The sequence below is a fragment of the Streptomyces aureoversilis genome (genome assembly GCF_042657885.1).
Taxonomy (GTDB): domain Bacteria; phylum Actinomycetota; class Actinomycetes; order Streptomycetales; family Streptomycetaceae; genus Streptomyces; species Streptomyces aureoversilis.
In genome coordinates, this window is record NZ_JBHSKJ010000037.1 from 1 (window position 1) to 24,636 (window position 24,636).

A 24,636-nucleotide genomic window follows, 5' to 3' on the forward strand; every position below is an offset into this window, starting at 1 on the left:
GGGACATCAACGCTGCCAATGGTGTGCCGTCGAAGGGTCTGCTGCAGATGATCGACCCGACGTTCAAGGCGTACCACGTCGAGGGCACGTCCTGGGACATCTACGACCCGGTCGCCAACATCACCGCTGCGTGCAACTACGCCGCCGACAAGTACGGCTCGATGGACAACGTCAACTCCGCCTACTGATCAGCAGCACTGATCGGTTCACGGCGCACATAGCACCACCCCGCACTCCGCCGAGGGCGGTGGCACCCCGTATCAACGGGGATGCCACCGCCCTCGCCGCATACCCGGGTCCGGAGCAGTCACAGAGGGTTGCGGCGGATGGCGACCAGTGCGACGTCGTCGTCGAGGGCCCCGCCGGCGTGGGCGAGCAGGTCCTGGCGGACGCGCTGGATCAGGCGCTGCGGTTCGCGTTCGTTCCAGGAGGCCAGGCGCTCGGCGAGGGGGTAGAAGGCGCCGTGGGGGCCGCGGGCCTCGATGACCCCGTCGGTGTAGAGGAGGAGGAGATCGCCGTCGCGGAAGGCGAAGGCCTCGGGTTCGTAGTCGGCCTCCGTCGTGGGTGTGCCCAGGCCGAAGGGCAGGTCGGGGTCGGCGACCGCCAGGGTGACGACCTCGCCGTCGCGGACGATCAGCGGCGGCGGATGGCCGCAGCTGATGACGTGGACCAGCGGCTGGTCGTCGGGGATCTCCAGCACGGCCGCGGTCACGAAGCTCTCGCCCGCCGCGAGCTCGTCGGCGGGCTCCTCCGCGTCCCAGTAGACGGTGTTGTGGAGGTGGGCGACGAGGCGGGGGAGGGGCGGAAAGCGGTGGGCGGCGGCGCGGAAGGCGCCGAGGAGGAGGGCGGCGTCCCCGACGGCGGTCAGTCCCTTGCCGCGGCAGTCCCCGATCATGACGCGGGTCGCGTCGCGGGCGCGGACGGCCGCGTAGAGGTCTCCGCCGATCTGCGCCTCGGCCTCGGCCGCCGCGTACGCCGAAGCCAGCTCCAGGGGGCCGATGCGGGACGGAAGGGGCTTGAGCAGGACCTTCTGTGCGACGTCGGCGATCCACCGGGCCCGGTCCAGTGCCTCTTCGTGGCGCTCGCGCAGGGCGCGGAAGGCGACGATGAAGCAGACGGCCAGGAACAGGGCCGCGGTCTGCGTCTGGTGGTCGGCGGTCGTGGCCCGGCCGAAGATGAACCCGAGGGCGATCTGGGCGGCCACGGCCAGGGCCCCGATGAAGGCGGTCAGCCGCTTGCCGCCGAAGGTCGCGGTGAGTGCGGGGGCGGCCACCAGCAGGGGACCGAGGTGGACGTCGGGGCCGGTCGCCAGGTCGGCCCCCATGATGACGGCGATGAGCACCAGCGGGGCGGCAATCAGCGCGCGCCGGCGTCCCGCGGAGCCGGGGCCTGCCGGAAGGAACTGAATGCGCATGTCCCTTGCTTACCTCCCCACCCCCTGTGTGCAGCTCCTGCGACACGAGCCGGATGCGCGGCGGTCCACCGGGAGCTGCCGGGACGGTCCCTGAGCTCGGTCCCTGAGCCCGGCCCCTGAGCCCGGCTCCTGACGGAGGCCGAGGGCGAGCCCGGCACCCTGGTGGGGCCGCTTCCGCAGTGCAGCCGGACCCGTCCAGGGCCCGGCTGCGCGACAGGCGCGGGGGATCAGTGGTTCGTGCCGGAAGCCCAGATCGCCTGGCTGCCGTCGTAGATGACGACATTGCCGTCGTCCTGCACGACCAGGCGCGAGCCCGGGTGCCCGGCCGTCCTGGACGACCAGACGGCCTTGCCCGAGCGGGTGTACACCACGAAGTTGCCGTCCTCCTGGAAGACGGCTCTCCACCCCTGGCCGACGGTTCTGGAGGCCCAGCGGGCTCTGCCGAACTCGTCGTAGATGACGAGGTTGCCGTCGGCCTGCATGACCAGATTGGCGGTGTCCGAGGCCAGGGACTGGTTCTGTTCCAGGGCGAACGGGGCGTGGACGGTACGGGTGGCCGGGACGGCCGGCCCGGCCGCCGCACTCGCCGCGGCCGGGCCGGCGTGGCGCGAGGTCTCCGCGGCGCCCGCCTGCCCGGCGAGGGCGACGACGGTGAGTGCGGCGGCTGCCAGCAGTGTGGTGGTCCTCTTACTCACGAAAGGTCCTTTCGTCGAGTGGTGCATCCACCGGCCCCGGCGGCCCCGGATGAGGGCCCCGGATGAGCGACCCGGGTGAGGGGCCTGGGTGGGGGACTGCACCGGACTGTTTCACCCCCCGTGTGCCGGATGCCGCCGTTCGCCTCGCGATGACGCATTCGTTTCACTGTTTGGCCGGAGCCTCGGCCGCCACGAAGGCTCCCGCCTGTGCAGCTGTGACCGCGACCGCGGCCGCCCGGTCCGCCGCCGCCTCGTCGAGCACGTCGCCCGTGGTCAGCAGGCGGTAGTAGAGGGGAGCGGAGACGGCCCGGACGACTTCGCGGGTGTCGGTCCCCTCGGGCAGCTCGCCCCGCTCGACGGCCTCCCGGACGCAGGGCTCCCACTCCGTGACGCGGGTGGCGTAGAAGAGGCGGAGGGCCGAGGCGGCTTCGTCGTTGCAGGTCGCGGCGGCGATCACCGCCTTGAAGAGCGCTCCCTGGCGCGGGTCGGCCAGCGTGCGCTGCACGAGGCCGGCATTGGCGCGCAGGTCGCCCAGGAGGGTGCCCGTGCGGGCGCGCGGGAGGGACTGCTCGGCCATGTCCGCGAGCAGGTCGGCCACCAGGGCGGCCGGTGTTCCCCAGCGGCGGTACACGGTGGTCCTGCCGACGTCCGCGCGCCGCGCCACGTCGGCGAGGTCGAGGCCGGACAGCCCGCCCTCGGCCAGTGCGTCTCCGGCGGCCTGCAGGACGGCGGCTCGCACGCGGGCGGTGCGCCCGCCGGGGCGCACGGTTCCCGGATCGGCACTCCTTGACTCCATAACGGGACTCCTATTCCATTAGCGGCTCGGGCTCTGCTACGGTGAAGCCATCTTAACGGGACTTCAGTCCCGGTAGGGCTGTCGTCCGAGCCTGCACGGCGCAGGGCGGCACCAGGGGACACAAGGGGAAGGGAACCGCTGTGGAATTCCGACGACTGGGCGCTTCAGGACTGATGGTTCCGGCGCTGAGCATGGGCGCGGGCACGTTCGGCGGGAGCGGAGAGCTCTTCGGCGCCTGGGGCGACACCGACGCCGCGGAGGCACGCCGCCTCATCGACATCTGCCTCGAGGCGGGTCTCAACATGTTCGACACCGCCGACGTCTACTCCGCCGGCGCTTCGGAAGAGGTGCTCGGCGCCGCGATCAAGGGTCGCCGCGACGAGGTCATCATCTCGACCAAGGCGGGGCTGCCGATGGGCGACGGCCCGGCGGACGCGGGAACCTCCCGCTCACGCCTCGTCAAGGCCGTCGACGACGCCCTGCGCCGCCTCGGCACCGACTACATCGACCTCTTCCAGCTCCACGCCTTCGACGCGGGCACCCCCGTGGAGGAATCCCTCTCCGCCCTCGACGACCTCGTACGGGCCGGGAAGATCCGCTACACCGGCGTCTCCAACTTCGCCGGCTGGCAGCTGATGAAGTCCCTCGGCACCGCCGACAAGCACGGCTACCAGCGCTACGCCGCGCACCAGGTCTACTACTCCCTCATAGGCCGCGACTACGAGTGGGAGCTCATGCCGCTCGGCCTCGACCAGGGCGTCGGCGCCGTCGTCTGGAGCCCCCTGGGCTGGGGACGCCTCACTGGCAAGATCCGCCGGGACAAGCCGCTGCCGGCCGGCAGCCGTCTGCACGCCACCGCGGACTACGGCCCTCCCGTGGACGACGAACTCCTGTTCCGGGTGGTCGACACCCTCGACGAGATCGCCCTCGAAACCGGCAGGACCGTGCCGCAGATCGCCCTCAACTGGCTGCTGCAGCGCCCGACGGTCTCCTCCGTCATCATCGGCGCCCGCAACGAGGCGCAGCTGCGGCAGAACCTCGGCGCGGTGGGGTGGAACCTGACCGCCGATCAAGTGGCAAGGCTCGACGCCGCGAGCGCCACGACCGCGCCGTACCCGTACTTCCCCTACGAGCGCCAGGAAGGCTTCGCCCGCCTCAACCCGCACCCGGTCCGGCGCGGGGTGGGCGCCGGCGGCGAGGCGTAGGGAGCGGGAGTGCGCGGGGTGGCCGCCTGCCGCAGGTCACCGCCGACGGTCGACGGTGACCTGCCGCACCGTGCGGCGGCGGCGAGAAGGCGTCAGTCGCGCAGGGCCGCCTCGACGGCCGAGACGACCTCGGGGGCGTCGGGCTCGGTCTGCGGGCTGAAGCGGGCGGCGACGCTGCCGTCCCGGGCGATGAGGAACTTCTCGAAGTTCCAGCGGATGTCGCCGGTGTGGCCCTCCGCGTCCGCCGTGCCGACCAGGGCGGTGTACAGGGGGTGCCGCCGCTCGCCGTTGACGTCGGTCTTCTCCGTCATCGGGAAGGTCACGCCGTAGGTGGCCGAGCAGAAGGAGGCGATCTCCTCGGCGGATCCGGGCTCCTGGCCCATGAACTGGTTGCACGGGACGCCCAGCACCGTGAAGCCGTGCGGCGCGTAGTCCTCGTGCAACTTCTCCAGCGCCGCGTACTGCGGGGTCAGGCCGCACTTCGAGGCGACGTTGACGACCAGGACGGCCTTGCCGCGGTACTGCGCGAGATTCGCGGGGCCGCCCTGGAGGGCGCCGATCTCCACGTCGTGGATGGACACGATGGCTCCTTGGCTCTTCTGCTCGGCTGCTGCGTGATCAGGTCGACTTGTCTGTGGGCCAGTATGCCTCCAGCCGGACGAACTTCCGGCCCCCGCGGCCGCGGAAGACCGCTGCACGACAACCCCGCGATCATGCGTCCGGGCGCGCAGGACCGGGCAGGCATGTACTGCCGCAGAACGCCGCCGTCCCGCCCCGCCGGGCGTCCCGGCGGCGTCCCGGCGGCTGTCACGGCGGTCGAGCGGGAGGACTGGGAGTGGGAACGGACCGGCATGCTCAGGCGATGACGTTCACCAGCACCGATGCGGTGCGGCACTACGAGAAGGCGCTGGAATCCCTGCTCTTCTTCCGCTCGGAGGTCGCCACCGAGGCGGAGGCGGCGGTGGCCGACTCGCCGCGCTCGGTCATGGGCAACGTCCTCCTGGCGTACCTCGGTCTGCTGGGTACGGAGGAGAAGGAAGCGGCGGCGGCGCGGAAGTCCTTCGAGGACTTCCGCCGGGGCGTGCACCTTTCGGAGGTGACTCCGCGGGAGCGGATGCACATCGAAGCCGCCTCCTCCTGGCTGAACGGCGACATCCTGGGAGCCGGCCGCGTGCTCGGCGAGCTCCACGTGGCCCACCCGAGGGACGCGCTGGCCCTGGCGGTGGGCCACCAGACCGACTTCTTCACCGGCAACGCCGTGCTGTTGCGCGACCGCATCGGCGGGGCCCTGTCCGCCTGGGACGAGGACGACCCCCACTACGGCCTGCTGCTCGGCATGTACGCCTTCGGCCTCGAGGAAGCGGGGCACTACGGGCAGTCGGAGCAGGCGGGCCTGGCGGCCGTGGAACGCAACGCCCGCGATGTGTGGGGGATCCACGCCGTCGTGCACGCCTACGAGATGACGGGGCGGTTCGCGGACGGGATCCGCTATCTGGACGAACGGACGGCCGACTGGGCGGACGGCAATTACCTCAACGTCCACAACTGGTGGCACTACGCCCTCTACAACCTGGAGGCGGGCCGTACCGACCGGGTCCTCGACGTCTACGACGCCGTCCTCCACAACGAGGAATCCGCCGGGCTGGCGATGGAGATGCTGGACGCGGCGTCCCTGCTGTGGCGGCTCTACCTGACCGGCAGCGGATCCGGCACTGGATCCGGCACCGGATCCGGGACCGGCCCCGGCGCCGGGATCGACACCGGTGACCGCTGGACCGTGCTCTCCGATGCCTGGACGGCACGGCAGGACGGCGCCTACTACGCCTTCAACGACGCGCATGCCGTCATGGCCCACGTCGGTGCGGACCGCATCGCCGAGGCCGAGAGCCTCGTCCGGGACCGGGAGGCCTGGGTGCGGCAGGCCGGCCCGCACACGGCCGGCCTGTCCAACGTGCCGATGACCGCCGAGGTCGGCCTGCCGGTGTGCCGGGCGCTCGTCGCCTACGGCAAGGGTCGCTACGACGACGTCGTCGGCCTCCTGCTCCCGATCCGGCACCGGGTCCAGACGTTCGGAGGCAGCCACGCGCAGCGGGACGCCGTGCAGCGGACCCTGGTGGAGGCGGCGGTGCGCAGCGGGCAGCACGACATCGCGCGCATGCTGCTGAGCGAGCGCATCAACGTGCGCCCCCTGTGCCCGTACAACTGGGGAGCGCAGGCCCGGCTCGCCGAACGGCTCGGCGACACGGCGGGGGCCGGCGCGGCGCGCCGCCGTGCCGCCCAGCAGGCGTCGGCGGCAACGTCGGCTGCAGCGGCCGGGGCTTGAGCCGGAGCGAGCATGAGAAGAGCCGCGTTCCCCGAAGGCAAGGTGATCGGCGGGGAGCTCCTCGGCCCGTGCCCGCGGACCGGCGCACCACCCTCGCCTACGAGAGCCTGCTCGACGCCCCGCGCGAGGAACTGGCCCGCCTCGCCGAGTTCGCCGGCGTCGAACCGCTCCCGCAGTGGCTCGACGCCGGATGCGCGCTCCTCGACGGTGACCGCGACAGGCCGGGGGAGGTGGCCGGACCGGGGGTGAGGCACCAGACCGGGGGTCAGGTAGCCGGCACCTCGGCGTCCGCCTGCTCGAACGCCCTCAGGCCGCTCGCCAGTTCCAGGAGGGTGTCCTCCGCCAGGTCGCGCAGGAAGGCCGGGCACACCCATCCGTCCAGGGGCTCGTCCTCCTGGTCCGCCTCGTCCTCCTCGTTCCACCCGTAGTACTCGGCGATCTCGGCCCGGCCGCCGGGGCTGCGCAGGAAGTAGCCGACCTGGCTCGCGTAATCCGGATCGCCGGTGTCGGGGTGCTCACCCGGGGCGTGGGTGCACGGGCGGTCCTCCAGCAGCGGAAGGGCCTCCTCGATCCCCTTGATCATCGCGTCCAGAACCGAGCGGTCCGTGATCCGCTCCGACGTCGCGTACCAGCAGGTGGCGTTCATGGTCACGAGGTAGCCGGCCAGCACTCCGCGGGTGGGCCGGGAGGGAAGGCGGGCGGCCTCGTCCTTCAGGTCCTCGTGCGGATCGCCGTAGGGATAGTCGTTCACGATCCCCGAGAGGGTGCTGATGCAGCTGTGGTGGTACTTCGGTGCTCCCACGGGGATGCGGCGGACGGTCAACGGGGCGATCACGTCCGCGGCGAGCCGTGCCCACCCGGCGACGTTGCCCGGACACAGCACCTGCTCGGGGCCGGTGGCGGTTGCGGTGGGGGCGGGGGCGCTGGTCTCCGTTCCGGCGTCCGGCGCCGCGGGCCCGCCCGTCAGCAGACCGGTGTCACCGTTCCAGATCTCGTCCTCCAGCGAGTCCATCCCGGCCTCGTACGGGTGGCCGTCGTGCGAGCAGGTCCGGCTGCCCAGTGCTTCGATCGCGGCCCGAAGGGCGCCGAGGGCGGCGCGCTCGGCCTCCTCCTCGGGACGCCAGGCGAGGTAACCCGACATCGCCACCAGCCCGGACACCCAGATCCGGGCCTCTTCCCCGCCCGGGTCGGCGGCGAGACGGCGGGCGCAGTCCAGGACGAGGGGGACCGCTTCGTCCGCGGGGGACGTGGGGCGGATGCGCTCCCAGTCGGCGGCGAGCCGGGCCACGCTCGGGTCGGTTGTAATGATCATGATCTGTGGGACGGGGCCCACGTCCTGTACGGTTCCAGGCTGCCCGGACCGCCGTCGTCGAATGAGTATGCGAGTGAGTACGCGTGCTCAGGCCCGGAGCGGCCCGGCTCCCGGATGCTGGGATCATGACGACGAAGCCTCACCTCGCCTTTCCGCCCGCGCCCCCGGCGCCCGCTCCGGCCGGTCGGCCGGGCCACCGCCGGAAGCTGGTGACCGGTGCCGTGGCGGCGCTGGTCCTGCTGCTGGTCGCCGGGGTCGCCGCCGGGTGGTGGCTGACGCGTGAGGAGGACTCCTCGCCCTTCGCCGGCCGGCCGCGGGTGACGGACGGTGCGGCCGGGCTCTCCTACGCGATACCCGAAGGGTGGGAACACGAGGAGGGGAAGAAGCTGATCGGTGCCTTCACCTCGTCGGTCACCAAGGAACATGCAGGCACCGGCACCGGCACCGGCAGCGGCACCGGCAGCGGCACCGGCGCGAGCAGCGAGGGCGGCAGCACCGTCCTCGCCGGCCGTGCCGCGGCCGTGCCGCAGGCCGCACTCCAGCAGCAGGCGGAGCGGGCCGCCCGATCGAACGCGGTGTTCTTCTACCCCGAGGGGAGTTCCGAAGTCGCGGAGTCCCGGCCGACGACGGCCGGCGGCCGCCCCGCGCACACGGTGGCGCTGAGGGTGAGCGAGGGCAAGCGCGGCAGCGCGGTCCCGGAGGGCGCCGGTGGCACGGGTCATCTGCGTCTGACGCTCATCGCGGTGGACGACAGCCGCTCGGCCTTCCTCCTCGGCATCGCCCAGCCGGGCGGGCCGGTGGAAGCGCGAGAGGTGGACCAGGTGATGGAGAGCGCCTCCCTGAACTGAGCCTCGCGAAAACGGACCAACCCCCTCCGGTCGGTGGGGTCGCTCGGCCGCGCCGGATCCTGGAGCCGAAGCAGCGCGCCGTCGTCCGGGCGAAGGCCGATGTGGCCCAGTGCAACTCCCTCGTCCGGAACGAGCACTGGCAGCGCTGACGCGCACGCGCGCCCGGCGCGCCGTGCCTCACCCGCCCGGGGGCCGCCGGTTCGCCGCACGCGCGGGCCGGTGCCCGCCGGTGCGCCGGCCGGTGTCCTCCAGGTGGCTGGCTCCGGCGTCGCGGTCCCGGGCGGCGCCCCGCCCCGTGCGTTAGTGTGTGGGCTCGTCGGGCAGCCGACAGGGGGCGACGGGCACGCGCGCCGTCGCGCCCTCCGTGCCGGGATCACGCGGTGCGGACGTACCAAAAGCCCGCCGCGGGGCTGGACCCGCGACGGGCAGCCGAAGAGTTGGCTCCACGGGGCGTACTGGTGATACGCCCCGCGGGTCAGCCCCTGCCGGTCATCACCAGGGCCAGAGCGGTGAGGGCCGTCAGCAGCTCCACCCAGGGCGTCACTGCTCGGGCCGCGCTGCGGACCAGGTTCCAGTCGACCGGCGCTTTCGGCCTTCTGTGCTGCACCATGTTCGCGCCTCTCCTCGGACCAGGAGACCCGCCGGCCGGCGAGACCCTATGAGAGCCCTCGGGTGTGGCAGCGCAACCGGCCCCTCCCGAGACCCCTGGGTGAGGCCCCGACGTGACAGGCTGACCCGAGGTCAGCGCTGGTACTGCACAATGTAACTTTATGGGCGTAACACCTTAATGCGTGGTATTTGGCTGATGAACGTCGGCGAGTCCCTTTCTCCGCAAGGGCTGTCGCCCTGCCGTCGACGTGGCCGCCGGCACCGGCTCACCCGCTGCTCACGGGGTAGTCGACGTAGCCGCCCGCCCCACCGGAGTAGTACGTGTCCGGGTCACCGGCTGCCAGGTCGTGGCCGAGGGCGAACCGGGCGACCAGGTCGGGGTTGGCGATGAAGTGGGTGCCGAACGACACGGCGTCGGCGATCCCGGCCTCGATCGCGGCGTTCGCCGACGCGCGGTCGAAGCCGAGGTTCGCGATCAGGGGGCCGTCGAACAGGCGCCGGTACCGTGCGAACGCATCGAGGTCGGGGGCGGCGCCCGGGCCGGCCAGGTCCCGGCCGCGCAGGTGGAGATAGGCCACCGGGCGGCGGTTGAGCTCCGCCACGAGGGCGTCGTAGTCGGAAAGCGTCTCCTCGCCGGCCGTGAAACGGTCGCCCGAGGACCAGTACGGCGACAGCCGGACCCCGACGCGCCGCCCCTCCCACACAGCGGTGACCGCGTCGACGATCTCCAGCAGCAGGCGCCGTCGTCCGGCGCGGTCACCGCCGTAGGCGTCGGAACGGAGGTTCAGCCGCGGATTGAGGAACTGGGGAATCAGGAACGGGCCGACGGCATGGACCTCGACGCCGTCGAACCCGGCACGGCGGGCGTTCAGCGCGGCCACCCGGTAGTCGGCGACCGTGCCCTCGATGTCCGCAAGGGTCATCTCCCGGGGAGTGACGGTGTCCTTGAACCCGCCCGGAGTGAAGGACCGCTCGTGCGGATCGACCGCCGACGGCCCGGCGGGCAGTGCGCCCCGGAGGTGATCGGGGTGCGAGGCGGCACCGGTGTGCCAGAGCTGCAGCACGATCCGGCCGCCGAGGGCGTGCACGACATCGGTGACCCGCCGCCACCCGGCGACCTGCTGCTCGCTGTAGACACCGGGAACGTTCACGAAGCCGATCGCCCGCTCGCTCACCCAGGTTCCCTCCGTGACGATCAGCCCGGCGCCGGCCCGCTGGCCGTAGTGGACGGCGTGCAGTTCCGTCGGCACCAGGCCGGGGTTCGCCGCGCGGGCCCGGGTGAGCGGAGCCATCACGACCCGGTTCGGCAGCCGGAAGTCCCCGAGGTCCGCGCGGCGCAGCAGCGGGTCCCCGGCGGTCGGTGGCATTACGGTCATCGGGCTCGTCGCAGTCGTGGCAGTCGTCGTAGTCGTCGCACTCGTTGCAGTCGTCGTGCTCACCGGTGGGCTCTCCTCGTTCACGCGCCGGTGGTCGCCGGCGCTACGGGAGCCATCGTGCGAGCGGTGGCCGTCCGGTAGGAGGGCCGAGCTCATGCTGGTACCGGCAGGGCGACCCTCCGCACGGCGGGGCCCGCCAGAATGAGGGCATGAACGACGCCGAACTGGGCATCTGCCTGCGCGCCTGGCGCGACCGCCTGGCGCCCGCCGAGGCCGGTCTGCCGGCGGGGCCGCGCCGCCGCGCGCCCGGCCTGCGCCGTCAGGAGGTCGCCACGCCGGCCGGGCTCTCCGTCGAGTACCTGGCCCGGCTCGAACAGGGCCGCGCGGGAAGGCCGTCCGCCGCCGTCCTGGGCCCTCTCGCACGCGCGCTGCGGCTGACCGAGGACGAACGCGACCACCTGTTCCGGCTGGCCGGCCACGCCCCGCCCCCGCCCGCCGTCGCCCCCGCCCACGTCACACCGGGACTGCAGCGGATCATCGACCGGCTGCACGATGCCGCGGTGATGGTGGTGGACCGGGTCTGGAACGTCGTCCTCGCCAACCCGCCGGCGATCGCGCTGCTCGGTGACGAAGCCACGGGCGGCGACGGAGAACGCAACGTCCTGCGACGGCACTTCACCGGACGTCCCTCACGAGTGGTCCGCACACCCGCCGAAGCCGCGGACTTCGAGGCGTACGCCGTCGCCGACCTGCGCGCGAGCCTCGGACGCTTTCCCGGCGACCCCCGGCTGCGAGAACTCGCCGACGAACTACGAGCGGCCGACCCCCGCTTCGCGGAGCTGTGGGCCCGCACCCACGTCGCCGCGAGCACCTCGCAGCGCAAGACCGTCCAGCACCCCGAAGTCGGACGGCTCACGCTCGACTGCGACGTGCTGGAAGCCACCGGCTCGGCCCTCCGCCTCGTCGTCTACACCGCCGCACCGGGCACCTCCGATCACCAGGCGCTGGCGCTGCTCACTGCCGTGGGGTCACAGAAGTTCGTGTGACGGGTGATACGTAATGCGTGATGCCGGCGTGCGATGCAGACGGCAATGAGTTCTGTGCCGGACGTGCCGGACGTGCCGGACGTGCCCGCCGTGTCAGCCGAGTGCGTCCCGCCCGGGCCGCTGCAGCAGACCCCGTTCGAGGGCGACGACCACCGCGTGCGTACGGTCACTGACGCCCAGTTTGGCGAAGACCCGCAGCAGGTGGGTCTTCACCGTGGCTTCGGCGATGACGAGGCGCTTGCCGATGTCGGCGTTGGACAGCCCGTCGGCGACCGCGTTGAGGACGTCCGCCTCGCGGGAGGTCAGCGGGACCTGGACGGGTCGCCGCATGCGGGCGACCAGTTTCTGCGCGACACGAGGCGCCAGGACGGTCTCGCCGCGGGCCGCGGACCGGATGGCGTCCGCGAGTTGGTCGCGCGTGGTGTCCTTCAGCAGGTAGCCGATGGCACCGGCCTCGACCGCGCGCTCGATCTCGGCGTCGGTGTCGTACGTGGTCAGGATCAGCACGCGGGTGCCCGTCCCGCCCGAGGCGATCTCGGCGGTGGCGGCCACCCCGTCCAGGACGGGCATGCGCAGGTCGATCAGCGCCACGTCGGGGCGGAGCTCCTCGACGAGTTCGACGGCCGCGCGGCCGTCGCCCGCCTCTCCGACGATCTCGATGGCGGGCTCCGAGGCCAGCAGCGCGATCACTCCCGCGCGCATGACGGTGTGGTCGTCCGCCAGGATGACGCGCAGCCGGCCGTCCTGGCGCGCCTCGTTCGATTCCTTCGGTTCCTTCGGTTCTATCCGTTCCGTCATGTCACACCTGGCCGTTCGCGGGAAGCAGGGCGAGGACGCGGGTGCCGTCCCCGGGGGAGCTGGTGACGGTGAGCTCACCGCCGAGTTCGGCCAGGCGCTTGCGCATGCCGTCGAGGCCGAAGCCGCCGGCCTCCTCGACGACGAAGCCGCGGCCGTCGTCGGTGATCTCCAGTTCGACGCCGTGGAGGTGCAGGCCGAGGACGACGCCCACGGTGGAGGCGGCCGCGTGCTTGCGCACGTTGGCCAGGGATTCCTGGGTGCAGCGCAGCAGGGCGATCCGGGTCTGCTGGTCGCAGTCGATGTCCGGCAGTTCCGCGTCGACGGTGAGGCCGGTGTCCTCGGCGAACCGGTCCAGGGTCCGCCGCAGGGTCAGGGCGACGGAGCCGGGGGCCAGGCCGCTCTGCGGTGCCGAGCCCACCAGGACCCGTGCCTCGGCGAAGTTCTCGCGGGCGGTCCGCTCGATCGACAGCAGCTGCTGGGCGGCCCTGCCCGGATCCGTACCGAGGTGCGAACGGGCCGCCTCCGCGAGGACGATGATGGAGGCGAAGCCCTGGGCGAGGGTGTCGTGGATCTCCCGCGCGAGCCGCTCGCGCTCCTCGACGGCGCCCTGGCGCCGGTGCGCCTCGGCCAGCCGCTGCTGGGCGTCCTTCAGTTCGGCGCCCAGCAGGTCGGCCCGTTCGTCGCCCTCCCGGACGATCCGGTGCACCATCAGCCCCAGCAGCACGCCGGCCGTGTAGCCGATGAGGGCGAAGGCGGCGTTGCCGCTGAAGAACTCCCCGCTGCGCGCGATGCTGCCCGCCACGGTCGCGGCCGCCGCGACGCCGCTCAGCACGACGGCCGACCGCGGACGGCTTGCGAAGATCCAGAAGTGGGGGAGCGACACGATGAACAGGGCCGCGCCGCCGCCCGGAAGCCCGGCCATCGCGCCCAGGCCGAGGGCCAGCACCCACAGGTACCCGGCCGGCGGCAGCACCCGGTTGCCGGGGGCCAGCTCCGCGGTCGCGTATCCGGCGGCGAGCACGGCCAGCACGGCCAGCGCCCCGTACTTCGGCGCGCCGGAGTCGTTCTGGACGCCGATGACCGAGGGCACCAGTCCGAGGAGGGCCCAGCAGACGGCGTTCCACCGGCGGAGTCTGCGTATCCAGTGCTGATGGCCAGGTGGCTGCGGCGGGGAGTTCATGCTGGTCAGCCTACTGAGACGGGGCTTTGGGCAGCGGGGACGGCCGCCTGGGCCCGGCGCATGCCGCGCGACGGCCACCAACTGGCCTCGCCGAGGAGCAGCATGAGGGCGGGCAGCACCATGGCCCGGATGACGACGGCGTCGAGCAGCACGGCCACCGCCAGGGCGAAGCCCATCTGCTTCATCTCCATGATGTGCAGGAAGATGAAGGCGGCGAAGATCGTCACCATCACGAACGCGGCGCTGGTCACCACGCCGGCCGAGCTGCGGATGCCGTCGAGCACGGCCTTGCGGGTCGGCACGCCACTCAGGGCCGCCTCCCTGATGCGGCTGATGACGAACACCTGATAGTCCATCGACAGGCCGAAGAGGATCACGAAGAGGAGGAGCGGGACCCGGGAGCCGATCGACCCGGTGGAGGTGAAGCCGAGGAGCCCTTCGGCCCAGCTGCCCTGGAAGACGAGGACCAGCAGGCCGAGCGAGGCACCGGCCGAGAGCAGGTTCAGGGCCGTGCCGATCAGCCCCAGGACCACGGAGCGGAACGCCCACACCGTCATGGCGAAGGTCACCAGCAGCAGGGACCCGATGACCAGGGGAAGCTTCCCCTTCTGGTGGGCCGGGTAGTCCGCGTAGCGGGCGACGTCCCCGGTCACTCCGGACTCCACGCCGGGCAGATTGCCGACGGTCTCCGGCACGTAGTCCGTCCGCACGCGCTTGAGGGACTGCTGCGCGGCCTCGGAGCTCACATAGTGCGGAACGGGCAGTTCCAGGAGGCTGACCCGCCGGTCCTGCGACACGCGGAGCTCCGCCGTACCGGCGAGGGCCGGGTCGCTCCCGGCGCGCCTGCCGAGTTCGCGCAGCGCGCCGGCCACCTCGCCCGCCCGGCCGGGCTCGGCACGTACGACGACCTGGTGCATGGACTTCAGCTCCGGGAACGCCTCGTTCAGCCGGTCGTACGTCTGCATGGCCGGGATCCCGCGTGAGTGGGTCTCGCGGCCCATGTCGGTCAGGTTGAGGCCCAGGAGCGGGCTCGCCAGGGCGAGCAGGCCGAGCACGGTGACGCACAGGGTGGCGGCGGGACGCCTGCTCGCGGGACGCAGGAGGGCTGCCGTGATGCGGCCCGTGCCGGACTTCGGCGCCCGGACGGGTGCGCCGCGCCCGGCCTTGCGGGCCGACCGGCGCTCGGCTCGGGCGCCGAGCTTGGAGATCAGCGCGGGCAGCACGGTGAGCGAACTGGCGACGGCGACCAGGCAGACGAGGATCGCGCCGGTGGCGATCGACGAGAAGATGACGTCGTCGGCCAGGTACAGCGTGGCACTGGAGACCGCGACGGCGAGCCCGGACACGACGACGGCCCGGCCCGAGGTGGCGGCGGCCAGCTCCACCACGGCCTGCGTGCTCAGCCGGCCGCCCGAGCGGGCCCGCTCCTCGCGTTCCCGCTTGAGGTAGAAGAGGGTGTAGTCCACGCCGACGGCCATGCCGATCAGCAGGATGACGTTGGTGCCGACGCCGGCGTCCGGGAAGGCGTGAGAGGCGAGCATCGACAGGCCGATGGCCGCGGCGATCGAGGAGAGCGCCAGCAGGACGGGCACCGTGGCCATGGCCGCGGACCGGAACACGAACAGCAGGGTGAGGAGGGTGACGGGCAGCGCGATCAGCTCGGTGCGCGAGAGGTCGCTGCCGCGCTGCTTCTCGACGCCCTTGCTGATGGACGGACCGCCCGTCTCCTCGATCAGCAGGCCGGGGTGGGCCGCCTGGGCCGCGGCCGTTTGCGCGCGCAGCGGTTCGACGTGCTTCTTGCCGTCCAGTTCAGGGCCCTTGAGGGTCACGGCGATCCGCAGGGCCGTGCCGTCGGCGGACCGGACGGGCGGGGCCACGGAGGCGACTTCGGGCAGCTTGCGCATGCGGTCGCCGATGTCGCGGGCCGCGGCTGCGGCGGCGGACTGATCGAGATCGGGACGGCGGCTCGTGGCGGTCTTTCCGAACGTCTCGGACTTCTCGGGCTTCTCCGATTTCTCGGTCTTCCCCGGCTTCCCGGTGATGAGTACGTGCTCCACGGGCCGCTGTTGCAGACCTCCCTGGGTCGCCATCGCCTCGGCACGGCCCGCTTCGCCGATGCGGAAGTCCTCGCTCTTGGCGGGGTTGCCGCCGATGCCGGCTCCGGCGCCGAGACAGAGCACGACGAAGAGGAACCAGCCGGAGATGGCGCGCCAGGGGCGCAGGGCGCTCCGACGAGCCATGCGTACAGGGAGATTGTTCATGGCATTCATGCTGGTCCAAGGCCTGTGGTCGCCGACAGCACCGACAGGTTGGACCTCGTGTCCACCGGTCGGTGGACACGGGAGCCGGGCCGGGGGGCGGCTTCAGGAGGAGAGGCCGGAGGGAGCCGCCCGTTCCGGAGGATCTTCGGGGGGACGGGGACGGGGACGGGGACGGGGGCGGGGACCGAGACGGGGGCGAGCGCCGATGAGGGTGACCGCTTCGGCGCCGGCCCGGCAGCCCCGGCGTGCTGCCTCGGCCGGGTCACGGCCCGCCAGGCGGGCGGCGAGGAAGGCTCCGGTGAAGGCGTCGCCTGCACCCGTGGTGTCCACGGCGCCGGCCGGCTCGGCCGGGACGCGGGCGACGACCGCGCCGGAGGCCGCGACCAGCGCGCCCCCGGAGCCCTGTGTGGAGACCACGAGGGGGAATTGCCGGCTCAGCTTGGCCGCTGCGTCGGCCGGGTCCGGCAGACCGGTGAGGAGCGCGGCTTCGTCGTGGTTGGGCAGGAGAGTGTCCGCCCCCGCGACGGCCGTGAGGAAGCGGTCCACGCCGAAGCGGGCGATGAAGCCGGCGGAGGCCGGGTCGACGCTCACCGGCACGGAGCGGGCGCGGGCCGCCTCCATCGCCAGCCGGGCGGCCGTACGACTCGGGTCGGCGAAGAAGAGATAGCCGGAGACGTGCAGATGACCGACGCCGGCCAGGAGGTCGTCACTCCAGTCGGCGGCCGACAGGCGCAGCACCGTTCCGCTGTCGGTGAGGAACGTCCGCTCGCCGTCCGGGCCGACGAGGGAGATGACCGTACCGGTGGGCGCCTCGGGGTCGACCACGAGGTGCGGGCGGACGCCGGCTGCGCGGAGCGCGCGCTCGTGCCCGTCCGCCGCATCCGCGCCCACGCGGGCCAGGATGCGTACGTCGCGGGCGCCCGAACGGGCGGCCCAGCAGGCCACGTTGGCGCCCGCGCCGCCCGGGAGCGTGGCGATGCGGGCCGCCGTGTCCGTCGCGGGAACCAGCGGCGTGCGGTGCCGGGCGACGATGTCGGTCACCACGTCACCCACGACGAGCAGCGTCGCGCTGCCGGCGCCGCTCATGCGGCGTACGCCGTCGCGATCTCGGCCGCCAGCCGCACATTGCCCCGCACCGCGGCCACGTTGGCTTCCAAGGACGCGCCGTCGGTGTGCCGGACGAGATAGCCGAGGAGGAACGGGGTGACCGCCTGCCCGGTGACCCCCTCGCTCGCGCACGCCGCCAGTGCCTGCGCCAGCACCCGGTCGTGCAGGGCCGGGTCGAGCTGTTCCGCTGCGGGGACCGGATTCGCGACGAGCAGGGCGGAGGGCGGGCCGCCGAGCGCGTCCTGAGCGCGCAGCACACCGGCCACCTCCGCCGCGGAACCGGCCGTCCAGTCGACCGGCTCTCCGGAACTGCTGAGGTAGAAGCCCGGGAATTCCGTCGTCCGGAAGCCCAGCACGCCGACGCCCAGCGTCTCCAGGCGCTGCAGGGTCGCCGGCACGTCCAGGACCGACTTCACCCCTGCGCAGACGACCGCGATCCGTACCCTCGCCAGCAGGCGCAGGTCCGCCGACTCGTCCTGGGTCTGCGCCCACTCGCGATGCACGCCGCCGAGACCGCCCGTCGCGAAGACGCGGATCCCGGCCCGGGCGGCCAGAAAGGCGGTCGCGGACACCGTCGTCGCCCCGCTCGCCCCCGCCGCGACCGCCGGCGCCAGATCGCGGTGCCCCAGCTTGCGGAGCCCGCTCTCGCCCGCCACGCGCGCCAATTGCTCCTTGTCCAGCCCGACACGGGGCCGCCCGTCCAGCACCGCCACCGTCGCGGGGACGGCGCCACCGGCCCGTACGAGCTCCTCCAGCTCCTGCGCCACCTGCAGGTTCCGCGGCCTGGGCAGGCCGTGCGCGATGATCGTCGATTCGAGGGCGACCACCGGCCGACTCCGGTCCAGCGCCTCGCGCACCTCGTCCGAGACGACCAAGGGGTGCTTGCCCGAAGCTTTTGAAACCGTTGATGCCGTTGACGCGTCCGACACATCTGATACATCTGACATGTCTGACGCTTCTGGCACCGCTGACACCTCTGACATCGCAGGCCCCTCCTGTCACGCCGAGCACGGCGCTGCTCACCGGATCCTCGATGCACAGAGCTGTTCCCCGAGACGCGCGGCCGGAAGCCTTTCGGTGGAGAGGAACGCGCCTGCGCGCGGCTCAGGAGACCTTTGCCCTCGCGGACCGGGTCGACGGGGCGGGGTGGCCGCCCGGCGCGGCCCCGGCCAGATGACCGACGGCTGACTCCGCCAAGGTGCGGACCGCCGGGTGCCATGGGCGGTCACGCGGGCCGGTCAGTACGAGGCGGCGCGACGTGCGGGGCTCCAGTGGCAGCAGGACCAGGTCAGGGGGGATCAGGGAGCGGGACACCTCCGACAGCACGGTCACGCCGATACCCGCCTGCACCATGCTGATCAGGGTCGCCAGGTCCCGTACCCGGTGAGTGGGCGCGAAGCGCAGCCCGGCCAGGCGGTGGATCGTACGGACGCGGACTTCACAGCCGTTGGGGGAGATGAGGAACGGGTCGTCCTCCAGGTCGCGGATGTCGACGCGCGGTTCGCCCGCCAGGGGGTGGTCCCGGGGCAGCAGCGCCTGGTAGCTGTCCGTGGCGAGCTGGATGCCGGGGCCGGGCGGCGGGTCGATCAGCACGGCGGCGTCGGCCGTGCCGTCCTCCAGCCACGTCGACACCTCGCTGCTGTCGCCCTCGAAGAGTCGCACGGTGATCCGCGGCTGGTCCTCGCGCCAGTGCCGGAGCAGGCCGGGGACCAGCCCCTGGCATACCGTCGGCGTGGCGGCCAGCCGCACGGTGCCGGTCAGGGCCCCGGCGGCTTCGGCCGCGATCCGCTCCACGGACCGGGCCGCCGACACGGCGATGCGGGCGTGCGGCAGGACCTGCTCGCCGAGCGCGGTGGTCCGCACCGGGCTGGAACGGACCAGCAGCGGGCCGGTCAGCCCGCGTTCCAGGGAGGCGACGGCGTGCGACACCGCCGACTGGCTCATCCCCAGCTCGGCGGCGGCCGCGCTGAAGCCGCCCGCGTCGACGACGGCGAGGAAGGCCCTCAGCTGGGGGAGGTTCACGGTCATGCGTCGGCCTCATATGTATATGACATCCATGCGTTGGATCCATGGTGCCAGGTCGGGCCAGGCTTGCTCCGTGCCACCGGCTCCGGTGGCGACAGGCCCAGTGCGCTCAGTGCACTCGGCGCGCCCAATACGCCTAATAAGCCCAATACGCCCAGTACGACCGAGGAGAGAGCCATGCCGTTTTTCCGGGTCACGGTCACCGACCCCGACCTTCCCGCCACCGCTCGGCGCGCCCTTGCCGAGGGGCTGACCCGGCTGGCGGTGGTCACCCTGAAGAAGTCGCGTGCGCGCACCATCGTCCACGTCAATCTGGTTCCGGCCAGCAGCTATTACGTCGACGGCAGACCGCTGACCGGCGGCCGTGACGCGCACGTGGAGGCCGGCATCACCCTGGGCACGAACAGCGCGGGGGAGAGGGCCGCCTTCATCGCCGAGGCCGGTACGTTGCTGACGGACGTCCTCGGCCCGCTGGCCCGGTGCGGCGTCGCGCTCCACGAACTGCACCCCGAGAGCTACGGCTACCACGGAGTGACGCAGTTCGACCACTACCGCGGGGCGGTCGCATCCGTGCCGGAGGCCGCACCTCCCCGTTGACCGCACCCGGTCGACGGGCTTGGCTTCCCCTGACCTTTCGCATCCCATGCGAACCGGATCCCGCCCAGTCCAAGAGGGGGAACCATGCGCTGTCTCGCACGAGCCGCCATTCTGGTCACCGCGTTGGGCGCCTGCGCCGCAGCCACCGTGCCGGTGGCCTCCGGTGCCGAGCATCAGCGGCCGCGTACGGAACGGGTGAGCGTGACCGCCGGCGGTGCCCAGGCCAACGGCGAGTCGTACACCGCCGGCATCAGCGCCGACGGCCGCTTCGCCACCTTCAGATCCAGGGCCACCGATCTGGCGCCGGGCACCCGCGAGGGCGTCAACCTGTTCATCAAGGACTTACGCACCGGCGCGGTCGAGCAGGCCAACGTGGCGAGCGACGGCACACCGGCCGACGACTCCTCGTTCGACATCGCGCTCAGCGCCGACGGGCGGTACGCCGTCTTCGACTCGAGGGCCGGCAACCTGTCCCCGGACAAGCGCCCCGGCGATACCGATCTCTTCGTCCGCGACCGCAGGACGGGGCGGACCGAACTCCTGCTGGAGAACAAGCAGCAGCAGGCGGGCACGTCGTACGAACCGGCCATGAGCGCCGACGGACGGTTCGTCGCCTTCGCCTCCAGCCGGACCGACCTCGTCCCCGGGCCGAGTACGGATCCGATGGCCGTCTTCGTACGGGACCGCTGGACGGGCACCACGCAGCGGGTGAGCGTCCGGTCGGACGGGAGCCAGGCGGGTACCCGCTCGGCGGCACCGGTCATCAGCGCCGACGGCAGCAAGGTCGGGTTCCTGTCGCTCGGCGGTCTGGGCGAGGGCGAGGGCGAGGGTGAGGGCGTGAGCGGGCCGGACGGTGCCGGTCAGGGGTCGGCCAGGCCAAGGCTGGACAGTTTCTACGTCCACGACATGCGCACCGGGCGGACCGAGCTCGCCGCCCGGCAGCGCGACGGCAGCGGTGCGTCGGCCACCGACGTCGGGCTGAGCCCGGACGGGCGTTACGCGCTCTTCTCCTCCCGCACCTCCGGCGTCGTACCGGGCAAGACCACGAACACGGCGGACGTGTACGCCCGGGACCTGCGGACCGGCGTCACGCGCCGTTTGAGCGTCGCCCACGACGGGGCCGAGGCTCTGGGCAACTCTCGTGGGCCGGTCATGAGCGGCGACAACCGGAAGGTGTTCTTCAGCTCCACGGCCCCCAACCTGGTCCCCGGCGGCAGCGGCGGCACCGAAGGCCGCTCGGCCGTCTACGCACGGGACCTGCTGACCGGTGCCGTCGAGCGGCTCGACGTCGCGGGCAACGGGACCCCCGCCAACGGCGACTCGGACGGGGTCGCCGTCGACCTGACCGGCCGTACCGCGGTCTTCACCAGCGCCGCCGACAACCTCGTCCCCGACGACACCGACAAGGTCGTCGACGTGTTCCTGCGCCGCCTCGCGTAAGCCGCGCGGGGGGCGGAACCCGTACGGCCCGGGCAGCGTCTTCCCGCCAACTTGCAGGTGCCCCATCCGGCGTCTGCCGTTTCCGGGCGAACGGCTATAGCGTGCGGCCTTGCCCGGTCCGGCCCGCCCGGTCCGGCTCCGGACCCGGCGCGGGCACCGGACCCGGCGCGGGCATCGGGCCGAGGGCAGGCACGGCATGTACGACTCATGATCCACGCATTTCTCTCGTACGAGGAAGGGGACACATGAAGTCGCGCTATCGCCTCCTGGGAGTCGTGGCAGCCGCCGCTGCGACGCTGCTCACCTCCGGCATCACCGGAACCTCCGCCGCCGCCGTACCGGACACCAAGCCCGGCACGGACGGCGCCCTCTCCTACAACTGGATCCGCAACGGCAACAGCGCCCACTGCCTGGCCGTACCCGGTGGCAGCACGGAGAACGGCATCGGGCTCATCCAGTGGGGCTGCGGCAGCTGGCGGGACCACTACTGGCAGTTCGAGTACGCGTTCAACAACGGCGGCCGCAACTACTACCGCATAAGAAACCTCAACAGCCAGCAGTGCCTGGCCGTGCCGGGAGCCAGCACCACACCGGGCACCCAGGTCATCCAGTGGCCGTGCGGTACCTGGGCGGACCACTACTGGGGCATCGACGCCACCGGCAACGGCACGCGCCTGGTGAACTGGAACAGCGGCCAGTGCCTCGCCATTCCCGGCGCCAGCCGCGTACAGGGCGAGAAGGCCATTCAGTGGCCGTGCGGCACGTGGGCGGACCACTACTGGAACATCTAGCGGCCAGTACCTGGTCCCGTACCCGGCCCGTACTCCGTACGCATCCGCGCTCCATGCTCAACGCCGTGCCCGGCGGGGTTCGCCCCCGCCGGGCACGGCCCGCTTATCCGCCGGAAGGGAGCACCGGAATAACGGTTAGGAACTCTCCGGTTTTGAGGCTAGATTTGCGCGGTTGATTCGTTCCATGAGGAAAGGCTCTATGCGCAAGCTCACGCGGGGTGCGGTCTCCGCCGCACTCACGGTCGGCGTCCTGTCCGGCTGCTCGTCGACCGCCGAAAAGGGTGGCGACACCGCCCGGGAGTCCACGGCCCCGGCCGAAACGGCGGCGAAGGCCGAGAAGGCCGAAAAGGCCGAGAAGAACACCGGCAAGCCGGACGCGAAGAACGTCACCCGGATCGGCCCCGCCGGCTCGGCCTGCGAGCTACCGGTGTCCTTCGATCTGGCCAAGGCATGGAAGCCCTCGGGCCTCTCCGTCGAGGACGGAAAGCTCCTGGCCAAGATCTCCGGCCACGCGGCATTCAGGGGTGCCTGCGAACTCGACGCCAAGCCCGCGGGCAATATCGGCTTCATGCGGGTCTGGACCACGGACCGGACGGATTCCTCGGCACGCCGGACGCTGGAGGCGTACATGGCGGAGGAGAAGAACGTCTCCGAGCAGAAGATCAGCGAGCTCAAGGCCGGCGACCTTCCCGCCGCGGAAGTGGTCTACACGCAGAAGAGCGCCCTCACGGACGAGCCGAGGCAGCAGCGGGCCCTCGCCGTGAAGACGCCGAAGGGCGTGACCATCGTGCACCTGGGCGGGCTCGACACCGAGGAACACAAGGAGATGCTCCCGGCCTACGAACTGGCCAAGAAGAGCATGGCCCCCACCACCTGAGGCCGGTTTCGACACGGCGGCCCGGAACCCCTCACGTACTTTGCGCCGGGGATACGCTCCTGGGCCGCCGCCGAACAGTCGAAACAGCGAAATGCATTCGACCGGAACGGCACCCTGAAGAGAACATGGGCGAATGCAGCCGACCTCATCACCAGCCCAGGACCTGCAGAACCTCGCGGCCCTCTGGAGCCTCGGCGGCGTCCGCGCGGTCGAGGTCGTCGATGCAGCCTGTAACGCCCTCCTGGCCGGGCTCGACAGTCCCGCATTGAGGCGCCTGGCCGCCTGCACGCGCGCGGAGGCGGACTACGACGTCCCCGACTTCCTGCCCGCGGCATTGGGCGAGCTGGGCCTCGTCTTCTACCCCTACGGCAGCAACGCCGGGGAGGAGGCCGCCGCACGCTCACTCGTCAGCAGGATGCTGGCGGGAGAGATGACCCCCCGGGAGCTCGCCTTCCGGATCCATCAGCAGTTCGGTCACGATCTGCCCCTGGTGGAAAGGCTCGCCGCGTTCGACGACGAGTACGACATCCTCGAGTACGGCGACAAAACGGCAGAACAAGTCGACGCCGAAGTCCGTACCGAAGCCTTGCGCCTGGCAGAACAGTCCCCTGCGCAGCCCGCCGGTGACGCCGGTGGCGCCGGCGCCGGTAGCGGGCAGGCGGCCCTCGGCCGCGGCGGCTTCTGAGCATGCCGGTCAGGGCACTCGCCTCGTGGCCCGATTTCAGTCGAACCGGATGTGCTTGACGCCCGTCCACGCGCGGCGCAGGTGGCCCTGCAAGGCGCGGTCCGTGTTCGGGGTGAGGGGAAGTCCGGCCGAGGCCGCGATGTGGTCGGCGGCTTGAGGGACGGTGATGCGGTCGGTCCACACGTGTTCCGCGAACTCGGGTTTGCGCAGGCGTTCCAAGCACAGATCGAGCTTCGACACGGCGAAGCTCTCCCTGCGCAGGGGTGCCTCCTTGCCCGCGACGAGGCGCACGACGTGCCCGAAGTTCCGCTCTCGGAGTCGTTTCAGGACGGTTCGCCGGTCGGCGAGGAGAGCGAAGTGCCGGACGTCATGACCGCGTTCCCGCAGCCGGCCGATGATTTCCTGGAAGTAGTCCGGTTCCACGAGCGTCATGGGGACGATCACGGTGTCGTCGTACTCGGTCATGGCCAAGTCCAGCATCTCGTACACGCTCTGCCTCCAGGTGGGAAGATCCTGGAAGTCGCCGCGCAGTGCCGGGGGCAGCATCCGGTGCAAGCCGAAACCGGCGTGCTCGGGATCGCAGACGATGCTGCCCGGAAGCCGTCGCCGGATCTCGTACGCGGTCTGTGTCTTGCCGCCGCCGAATGGTCCGTTGATCCACAGAAGCATGTGCAGACACTACGCCGACTGCCGGCACCGGCAGGTCGGTCGGCAGTCGGTCAAGGCGCTGCAGTGGTCTTCGGCTCAGCAGGTTTCCCTTCAGCAGGTTTCCGTTCAGCAGGTTTCCGTCGTGCCGTAGTTACCGAAGGTGTAGTGGTACGCCGCTCCGGTGCCGGGAGGGATGGTGAAGCAGTCGCTGTCGGGTCCCCAGCCGATGACGACGCGCGCCTTCTGGGTGTTGCCGCAGGCGTTCCACACCCAGGCGACCTTTCCGGAAGCGTCGTTGTAGTGCTCCGTCGAGACGCACGGGGGAACGGCTCCCGGCGCGGACGCGTCCTGGGCCGGGGCCGCGGCCGCGGGGCCCGCGGCGCAGGCGCGTGCGGCGGCTGCCGCCAGGAAGGTGAACAGGGCTTTACGCGGTGCCATAGGGCGCCCTCCGCTGTGTGAGGTGCAGTATGTGCGCTTGTGCTCCTGGCGCCGGGGCGGGCCTCGGGTGGGCCGGGGTGGCTTCCGGCGCTTCTTGCCGGTTCTATGGTCCGGCTGGTTGCGGTGATGAGATATATGGTATTTGGCCGGTTGTGCTCGGCTTTG

At 72.0% G+C, this 24,636-nt stretch carries 25 protein-coding genes; 10 read left to right on the forward strand and 15 right to left on the reverse strand.

Going from position 1 to position 24,636, the window contains the following annotated elements; translation table 11 throughout:
• Positions 1-188 (forward strand): transglycosylase SLT domain-containing protein (locus ACFPP6_RS35535; protein ID WP_382050046.1); only part of this gene is annotated, 188 nt, incomplete at its 5' end.
• Positions 189-307: 119 nt separating this feature from the next.
• On the opposite strand, the gene ACFPP6_RS35540 is transcribed toward ACFPP6_RS35535, so the two are convergent.
• From ACFPP6_RS35540 to ACFPP6_RS35550, 3 genes are all read right to left on the reverse strand, one after another.
• Entirely contained in the window at positions 308-1,414 is a 1,107-nt protein-coding gene (locus ACFPP6_RS35540) for a PP2C family protein-serine/threonine phosphatase (protein ID WP_382051010.1), read from the reverse strand.
• A gap of 227 nt (positions 1,415-1,641) precedes the next feature.
• The gene (locus ACFPP6_RS35545; RefSeq protein WP_382051012.1) at positions 1,642-2,109 is read right to left on the reverse strand and encodes a hypothetical protein; all 468 of its coding nucleotides are present in this window, start codon (positions 2,107-2,109) and stop codon (positions 1,642-1,644) included.
• A gap of 163 nt (positions 2,110-2,272) precedes the next feature.
• On the reverse strand, positions 2,273-2,905 hold the full coding sequence (locus tag ACFPP6_RS35550; protein ID WP_382051014.1) for a TetR/AcrR family transcriptional regulator: 633 nt from the start codon (positions 2,903-2,905) through the stop codon (positions 2,273-2,275).
• Between the two features lie 140 nt (positions 2,906-3,045).
• Between ACFPP6_RS35550 and ACFPP6_RS35555 the strand changes: the two genes are divergently transcribed.
• Positions 3,046-4,110 (forward strand): aldo/keto reductase, encoded by a 1,065-nt coding sequence (locus ACFPP6_RS35555; protein ID WP_382051016.1) that lies wholly within the window; start codon positions 3,046-3,048, stop codon positions 4,108-4,110.
• Between the two features lie 92 nt (positions 4,111-4,202).
• On the opposite strand, the gene ACFPP6_RS35560 is transcribed toward ACFPP6_RS35555, so the two are convergent.
• Positions 4,203-4,691 (reverse strand): glutathione peroxidase, encoded by a 489-nt coding sequence (locus ACFPP6_RS35560; RefSeq protein WP_382051018.1) that lies wholly within the window; start codon positions 4,689-4,691, stop codon positions 4,203-4,205.
• Between the two features lie 281 nt (positions 4,692-4,972).
• Here ACFPP6_RS35560 and ACFPP6_RS35565 point away from each other — a divergent pair, with 281 nt between their 5' ends.
• The gene (locus ACFPP6_RS35565) at positions 4,973-6,433 is read left to right on the forward strand and encodes a tetratricopeptide repeat protein (RefSeq protein ID WP_382051020.1); all 1,461 of its coding nucleotides are present in this window, start codon (positions 4,973-4,975) and stop codon (positions 6,431-6,433) included.
• A 265-nt stretch (positions 6,434-6,698) separates the two neighbouring features.
• On the opposite strand, the gene ACFPP6_RS35570 is transcribed toward ACFPP6_RS35565, so the two are convergent.
• On the reverse strand, positions 6,699-7,745 hold the full coding sequence (locus ACFPP6_RS35570) for a hypothetical protein (protein ID WP_382051022.1): 1,047 nt from the start codon (positions 7,743-7,745) through the stop codon (positions 6,699-6,701).
• Between the two features lie 125 nt (positions 7,746-7,870).
• Between ACFPP6_RS35570 and ACFPP6_RS35575 the strand changes: the two genes are divergently transcribed.
• A complete protein-coding gene (locus tag ACFPP6_RS35575; protein ID WP_382051024.1) occupies positions 7,871-8,593 on the forward strand; it encodes a hypothetical protein in 723 nt (240 codons plus the stop codon).
• A 475-nt stretch (positions 8,594-9,068) separates the two neighbouring features.
• Here the strand turns inward: ACFPP6_RS35575 and ACFPP6_RS35580 are convergent, their stop codons facing one another.
• Together ACFPP6_RS35580 and ACFPP6_RS35585 are read right to left on the reverse strand one after the other, a co-directional pair.
• Positions 9,069-9,203, reverse strand: a complete 135-nt coding sequence (locus tag ACFPP6_RS35580; protein WP_275477360.1) for a hypothetical protein — start codon at positions 9,201-9,203, stop codon at positions 9,069-9,071.
• Positions 9,204-9,468: 265 nt separating this feature from the next.
• Complete coding sequence (locus ACFPP6_RS35585) at positions 9,469-10,578, reverse strand: alkene reductase (protein WP_382051026.1); 1,110 nt, start codon at positions 10,576-10,578, stop codon at positions 9,469-9,471.
• A 209-nt stretch (positions 10,579-10,787) separates the two neighbouring features.
• On the opposite strand from ACFPP6_RS35585, the gene ACFPP6_RS35590 reads away from it, so the two are divergent.
• Positions 10,788-11,624, forward strand: a complete 837-nt coding sequence (locus ACFPP6_RS35590; protein WP_382051028.1) for a helix-turn-helix transcriptional regulator — start codon at positions 10,788-10,790, stop codon at positions 11,622-11,624.
• Positions 11,625-11,717: 93 nt separating this feature from the next.
• On the opposite strand, the gene ACFPP6_RS35595 is transcribed toward ACFPP6_RS35590, so the two are convergent.
• From ACFPP6_RS35595 to ACFPP6_RS35620, 6 genes are all read right to left on the reverse strand, one after another.
• Positions 11,718-12,422 carry a response regulator gene (locus ACFPP6_RS35595; protein ID WP_382051030.1) on the reverse strand — a complete coding sequence of 235 codons (705 nt, stop codon included), beginning with the start codon at positions 12,420-12,422 and terminating at the stop codon, positions 11,718-11,720.
• 1 nt (position 12,423) lies between these two features.
• Positions 12,424-13,602, reverse strand: a complete 1,179-nt coding sequence (locus tag ACFPP6_RS35600) for a sensor histidine kinase (protein WP_382051032.1) — start codon at positions 13,600-13,602, stop codon at positions 12,424-12,426.
• A 5-nt stretch (positions 13,603-13,607) separates the two neighbouring features.
• Entirely contained in the window at positions 13,608-15,863 is a 2,256-nt protein-coding gene (locus ACFPP6_RS35605) for an MMPL family transporter (RefSeq protein ID WP_382051034.1), read from the reverse strand.
• Between the two features lie 102 nt (positions 15,864-15,965).
• The gene (locus ACFPP6_RS35610; RefSeq protein ID WP_382051036.1) at positions 15,966-16,949 is read right to left on the reverse strand and encodes a carbohydrate kinase family protein; all 984 of its coding nucleotides are present in this window, start codon (positions 16,947-16,949) and stop codon (positions 15,966-15,968) included.
• Positions 16,946-17,845 carry a pseudouridine-5'-phosphate glycosidase gene (locus ACFPP6_RS35615; RefSeq protein ID WP_382051038.1) on the reverse strand — a complete coding sequence of 300 codons (900 nt, stop codon included), beginning with the start codon at positions 17,843-17,845 and terminating at the stop codon, positions 16,946-16,948. Before ACFPP6_RS35615 ends, ACFPP6_RS35610 begins: the two co-directional genes overlap by 4 nt.
• A gap of 229 nt (positions 17,846-18,074) precedes the next feature.
• Positions 18,075-18,998 carry a LysR family transcriptional regulator gene (locus tag ACFPP6_RS35620; protein WP_382051040.1) on the reverse strand — a complete coding sequence of 308 codons (924 nt, stop codon included), beginning with the start codon at positions 18,996-18,998 and terminating at the stop codon, positions 18,075-18,077.
• A gap of 174 nt (positions 18,999-19,172) precedes the next feature.
• On the opposite strand from ACFPP6_RS35620, the gene ACFPP6_RS35625 reads away from it, so the two are divergent.
• The 5 genes from ACFPP6_RS35625 (at position 19,173) to ACFPP6_RS35645 (ending at position 23,385) form a co-directional block, all read left to right on the forward strand.
• A complete protein-coding gene (locus ACFPP6_RS35625; protein WP_382051042.1) occupies positions 19,173-19,592 on the forward strand; it encodes a tautomerase family protein in 420 nt (139 codons plus the stop codon).
• A gap of 84 nt (positions 19,593-19,676) precedes the next feature.
• Positions 19,677-21,032 (forward strand): TolB-like translocation protein, encoded by a 1,356-nt coding sequence (locus ACFPP6_RS35630; protein ID WP_382051044.1) that lies wholly within the window; start codon positions 19,677-19,679, stop codon positions 21,030-21,032.
• 245 nt (positions 21,033-21,277) lie between these two features.
• Positions 21,278-21,823 carry an RICIN domain-containing protein gene (locus tag ACFPP6_RS35635; RefSeq protein ID WP_382051045.1) on the forward strand — a complete coding sequence of 182 codons (546 nt, stop codon included), beginning with the start codon at positions 21,278-21,280 and terminating at the stop codon, positions 21,821-21,823.
• A 199-nt stretch (positions 21,824-22,022) separates the two neighbouring features.
• The gene (locus ACFPP6_RS35640) at positions 22,023-22,700 is read left to right on the forward strand and encodes a lipoprotein (protein WP_382051046.1); all 678 of its coding nucleotides are present in this window, start codon (positions 22,023-22,025) and stop codon (positions 22,698-22,700) included.
• Positions 22,701-22,833: 133 nt separating this feature from the next.
• Positions 22,834-23,385 carry a hypothetical protein gene (locus ACFPP6_RS35645; protein ID WP_382051047.1) on the forward strand — a complete coding sequence of 184 codons (552 nt, stop codon included), beginning with the start codon at positions 22,834-22,836 and terminating at the stop codon, positions 23,383-23,385.
• A 36-nt stretch (positions 23,386-23,421) separates the two neighbouring features.
• Here ACFPP6_RS35645 and ACFPP6_RS35650 read toward each other — a convergent pair whose 3' ends face one another.
• Both ACFPP6_RS35650 and ACFPP6_RS35655 read right to left on the reverse strand, forming a co-directional pair.
• Entirely contained in the window at positions 23,422-24,054 is a 633-nt protein-coding gene (locus ACFPP6_RS35650) for an AAA family ATPase (RefSeq protein WP_382051048.1), read from the reverse strand.
• Positions 24,055-24,159: 105 nt separating this feature from the next.
• Positions 24,160-24,471 carry a hypothetical protein gene (locus ACFPP6_RS35655; protein ID WP_382051049.1) on the reverse strand — a complete coding sequence of 104 codons (312 nt, stop codon included), beginning with the start codon at positions 24,469-24,471 and terminating at the stop codon, positions 24,160-24,162.
• Positions 24,472-24,636 lie beyond the last annotated feature (165 nt).

Coding starts and splice junctions, on each gene's coding strand:
- ACFPP6_RS35575 (WP_382051024.1), top strand. CDS start 7,871: ATGACGACGAAGCCTCACCTCGCCTTTCCGCCCGCGCCCCCGGCGCCC.
- ACFPP6_RS35635 (WP_382051045.1), top strand. CDS start 21,278: ATGAAGTCGCGCTATCGCCTCCTGGGAGTCGTGGCAGCCGCCGCTGCG.
- ACFPP6_RS35585 (WP_382051026.1), bottom strand. CDS start 10,578: ATGACCGTAATGCCACCGACCGCCGGGGACCCGCTGCTGCGCCGCGCG.
- ACFPP6_RS35570 (WP_382051022.1), bottom strand. CDS start 7,745: ATGATCATTACAACCGACCCGAGCGTGGCCCGGCTCGCCGCCGACTGG.
- ACFPP6_RS35565 (WP_382051020.1), top strand. CDS start 4,973: ATGACGTTCACCAGCACCGATGCGGTGCGGCACTACGAGAAGGCGCTG.
- ACFPP6_RS35605 (WP_382051034.1), bottom strand. CDS start 15,863: ATGAACAATCTCCCTGTACGCATGGCTCGTCGGAGCGCCCTGCGCCCC.
- ACFPP6_RS35610 (WP_382051036.1), bottom strand. CDS start 16,949: ATGAGCGGCGCCGGCAGCGCGACGCTGCTCGTCGTGGGTGACGTGGTG.
- ACFPP6_RS35580 (WP_275477360.1), bottom strand. CDS start 9,203: ATGGTGCAGCACAGAAGGCCGAAAGCGCCGGTCGACTGGAACCTGGTC.
- ACFPP6_RS35595 (WP_382051030.1), bottom strand. CDS start 12,422: ATGACGGAACGGATAGAACCGAAGGAACCGAAGGAATCGAACGAGGCG.
- ACFPP6_RS35620 (WP_382051040.1), bottom strand. CDS start 18,998: ATGACCGTGAACCTCCCCCAGCTGAGGGCCTTCCTCGCCGTCGTCGAC.
- ACFPP6_RS35600 (WP_382051032.1), bottom strand. CDS start 13,602: ATGAACTCCCCGCCGCAGCCACCTGGCCATCAGCACTGGATACGCAGA.
- ACFPP6_RS35540 (WP_382051010.1), bottom strand. CDS start 1,414: ATGCGCATTCAGTTCCTTCCGGCAGGCCCCGGCTCCGCGGGACGCCGG.
- ACFPP6_RS35640 (WP_382051046.1), top strand. CDS start 22,023: ATGCGCAAGCTCACGCGGGGTGCGGTCTCCGCCGCACTCACGGTCGGC.
- ACFPP6_RS35645 (WP_382051047.1), top strand. CDS start 22,834: ATGCAGCCGACCTCATCACCAGCCCAGGACCTGCAGAACCTCGCGGCC.
- ACFPP6_RS35625 (WP_382051042.1), top strand. CDS start 19,173: ATGCCGTTTTTCCGGGTCACGGTCACCGACCCCGACCTTCCCGCCACC.
- ACFPP6_RS35590 (WP_382051028.1), top strand. CDS start 10,788: ATGAACGACGCCGAACTGGGCATCTGCCTGCGCGCCTGGCGCGACCGC.
- ACFPP6_RS35630 (WP_382051044.1), top strand. CDS start 19,677: ATGCGCTGTCTCGCACGAGCCGCCATTCTGGTCACCGCGTTGGGCGCC.
- ACFPP6_RS35655 (WP_382051049.1), bottom strand. CDS start 24,471: ATGGCACCGCGTAAAGCCCTGTTCACCTTCCTGGCGGCAGCCGCCGCA.
- ACFPP6_RS35650 (WP_382051048.1), bottom strand. CDS start 24,054: ATGCTTCTGTGGATCAACGGACCATTCGGCGGCGGCAAGACACAGACC.
- ACFPP6_RS35550 (WP_382051014.1), bottom strand. CDS start 2,905: ATGGAGTCAAGGAGTGCCGATCCGGGAACCGTGCGCCCCGGCGGGCGC.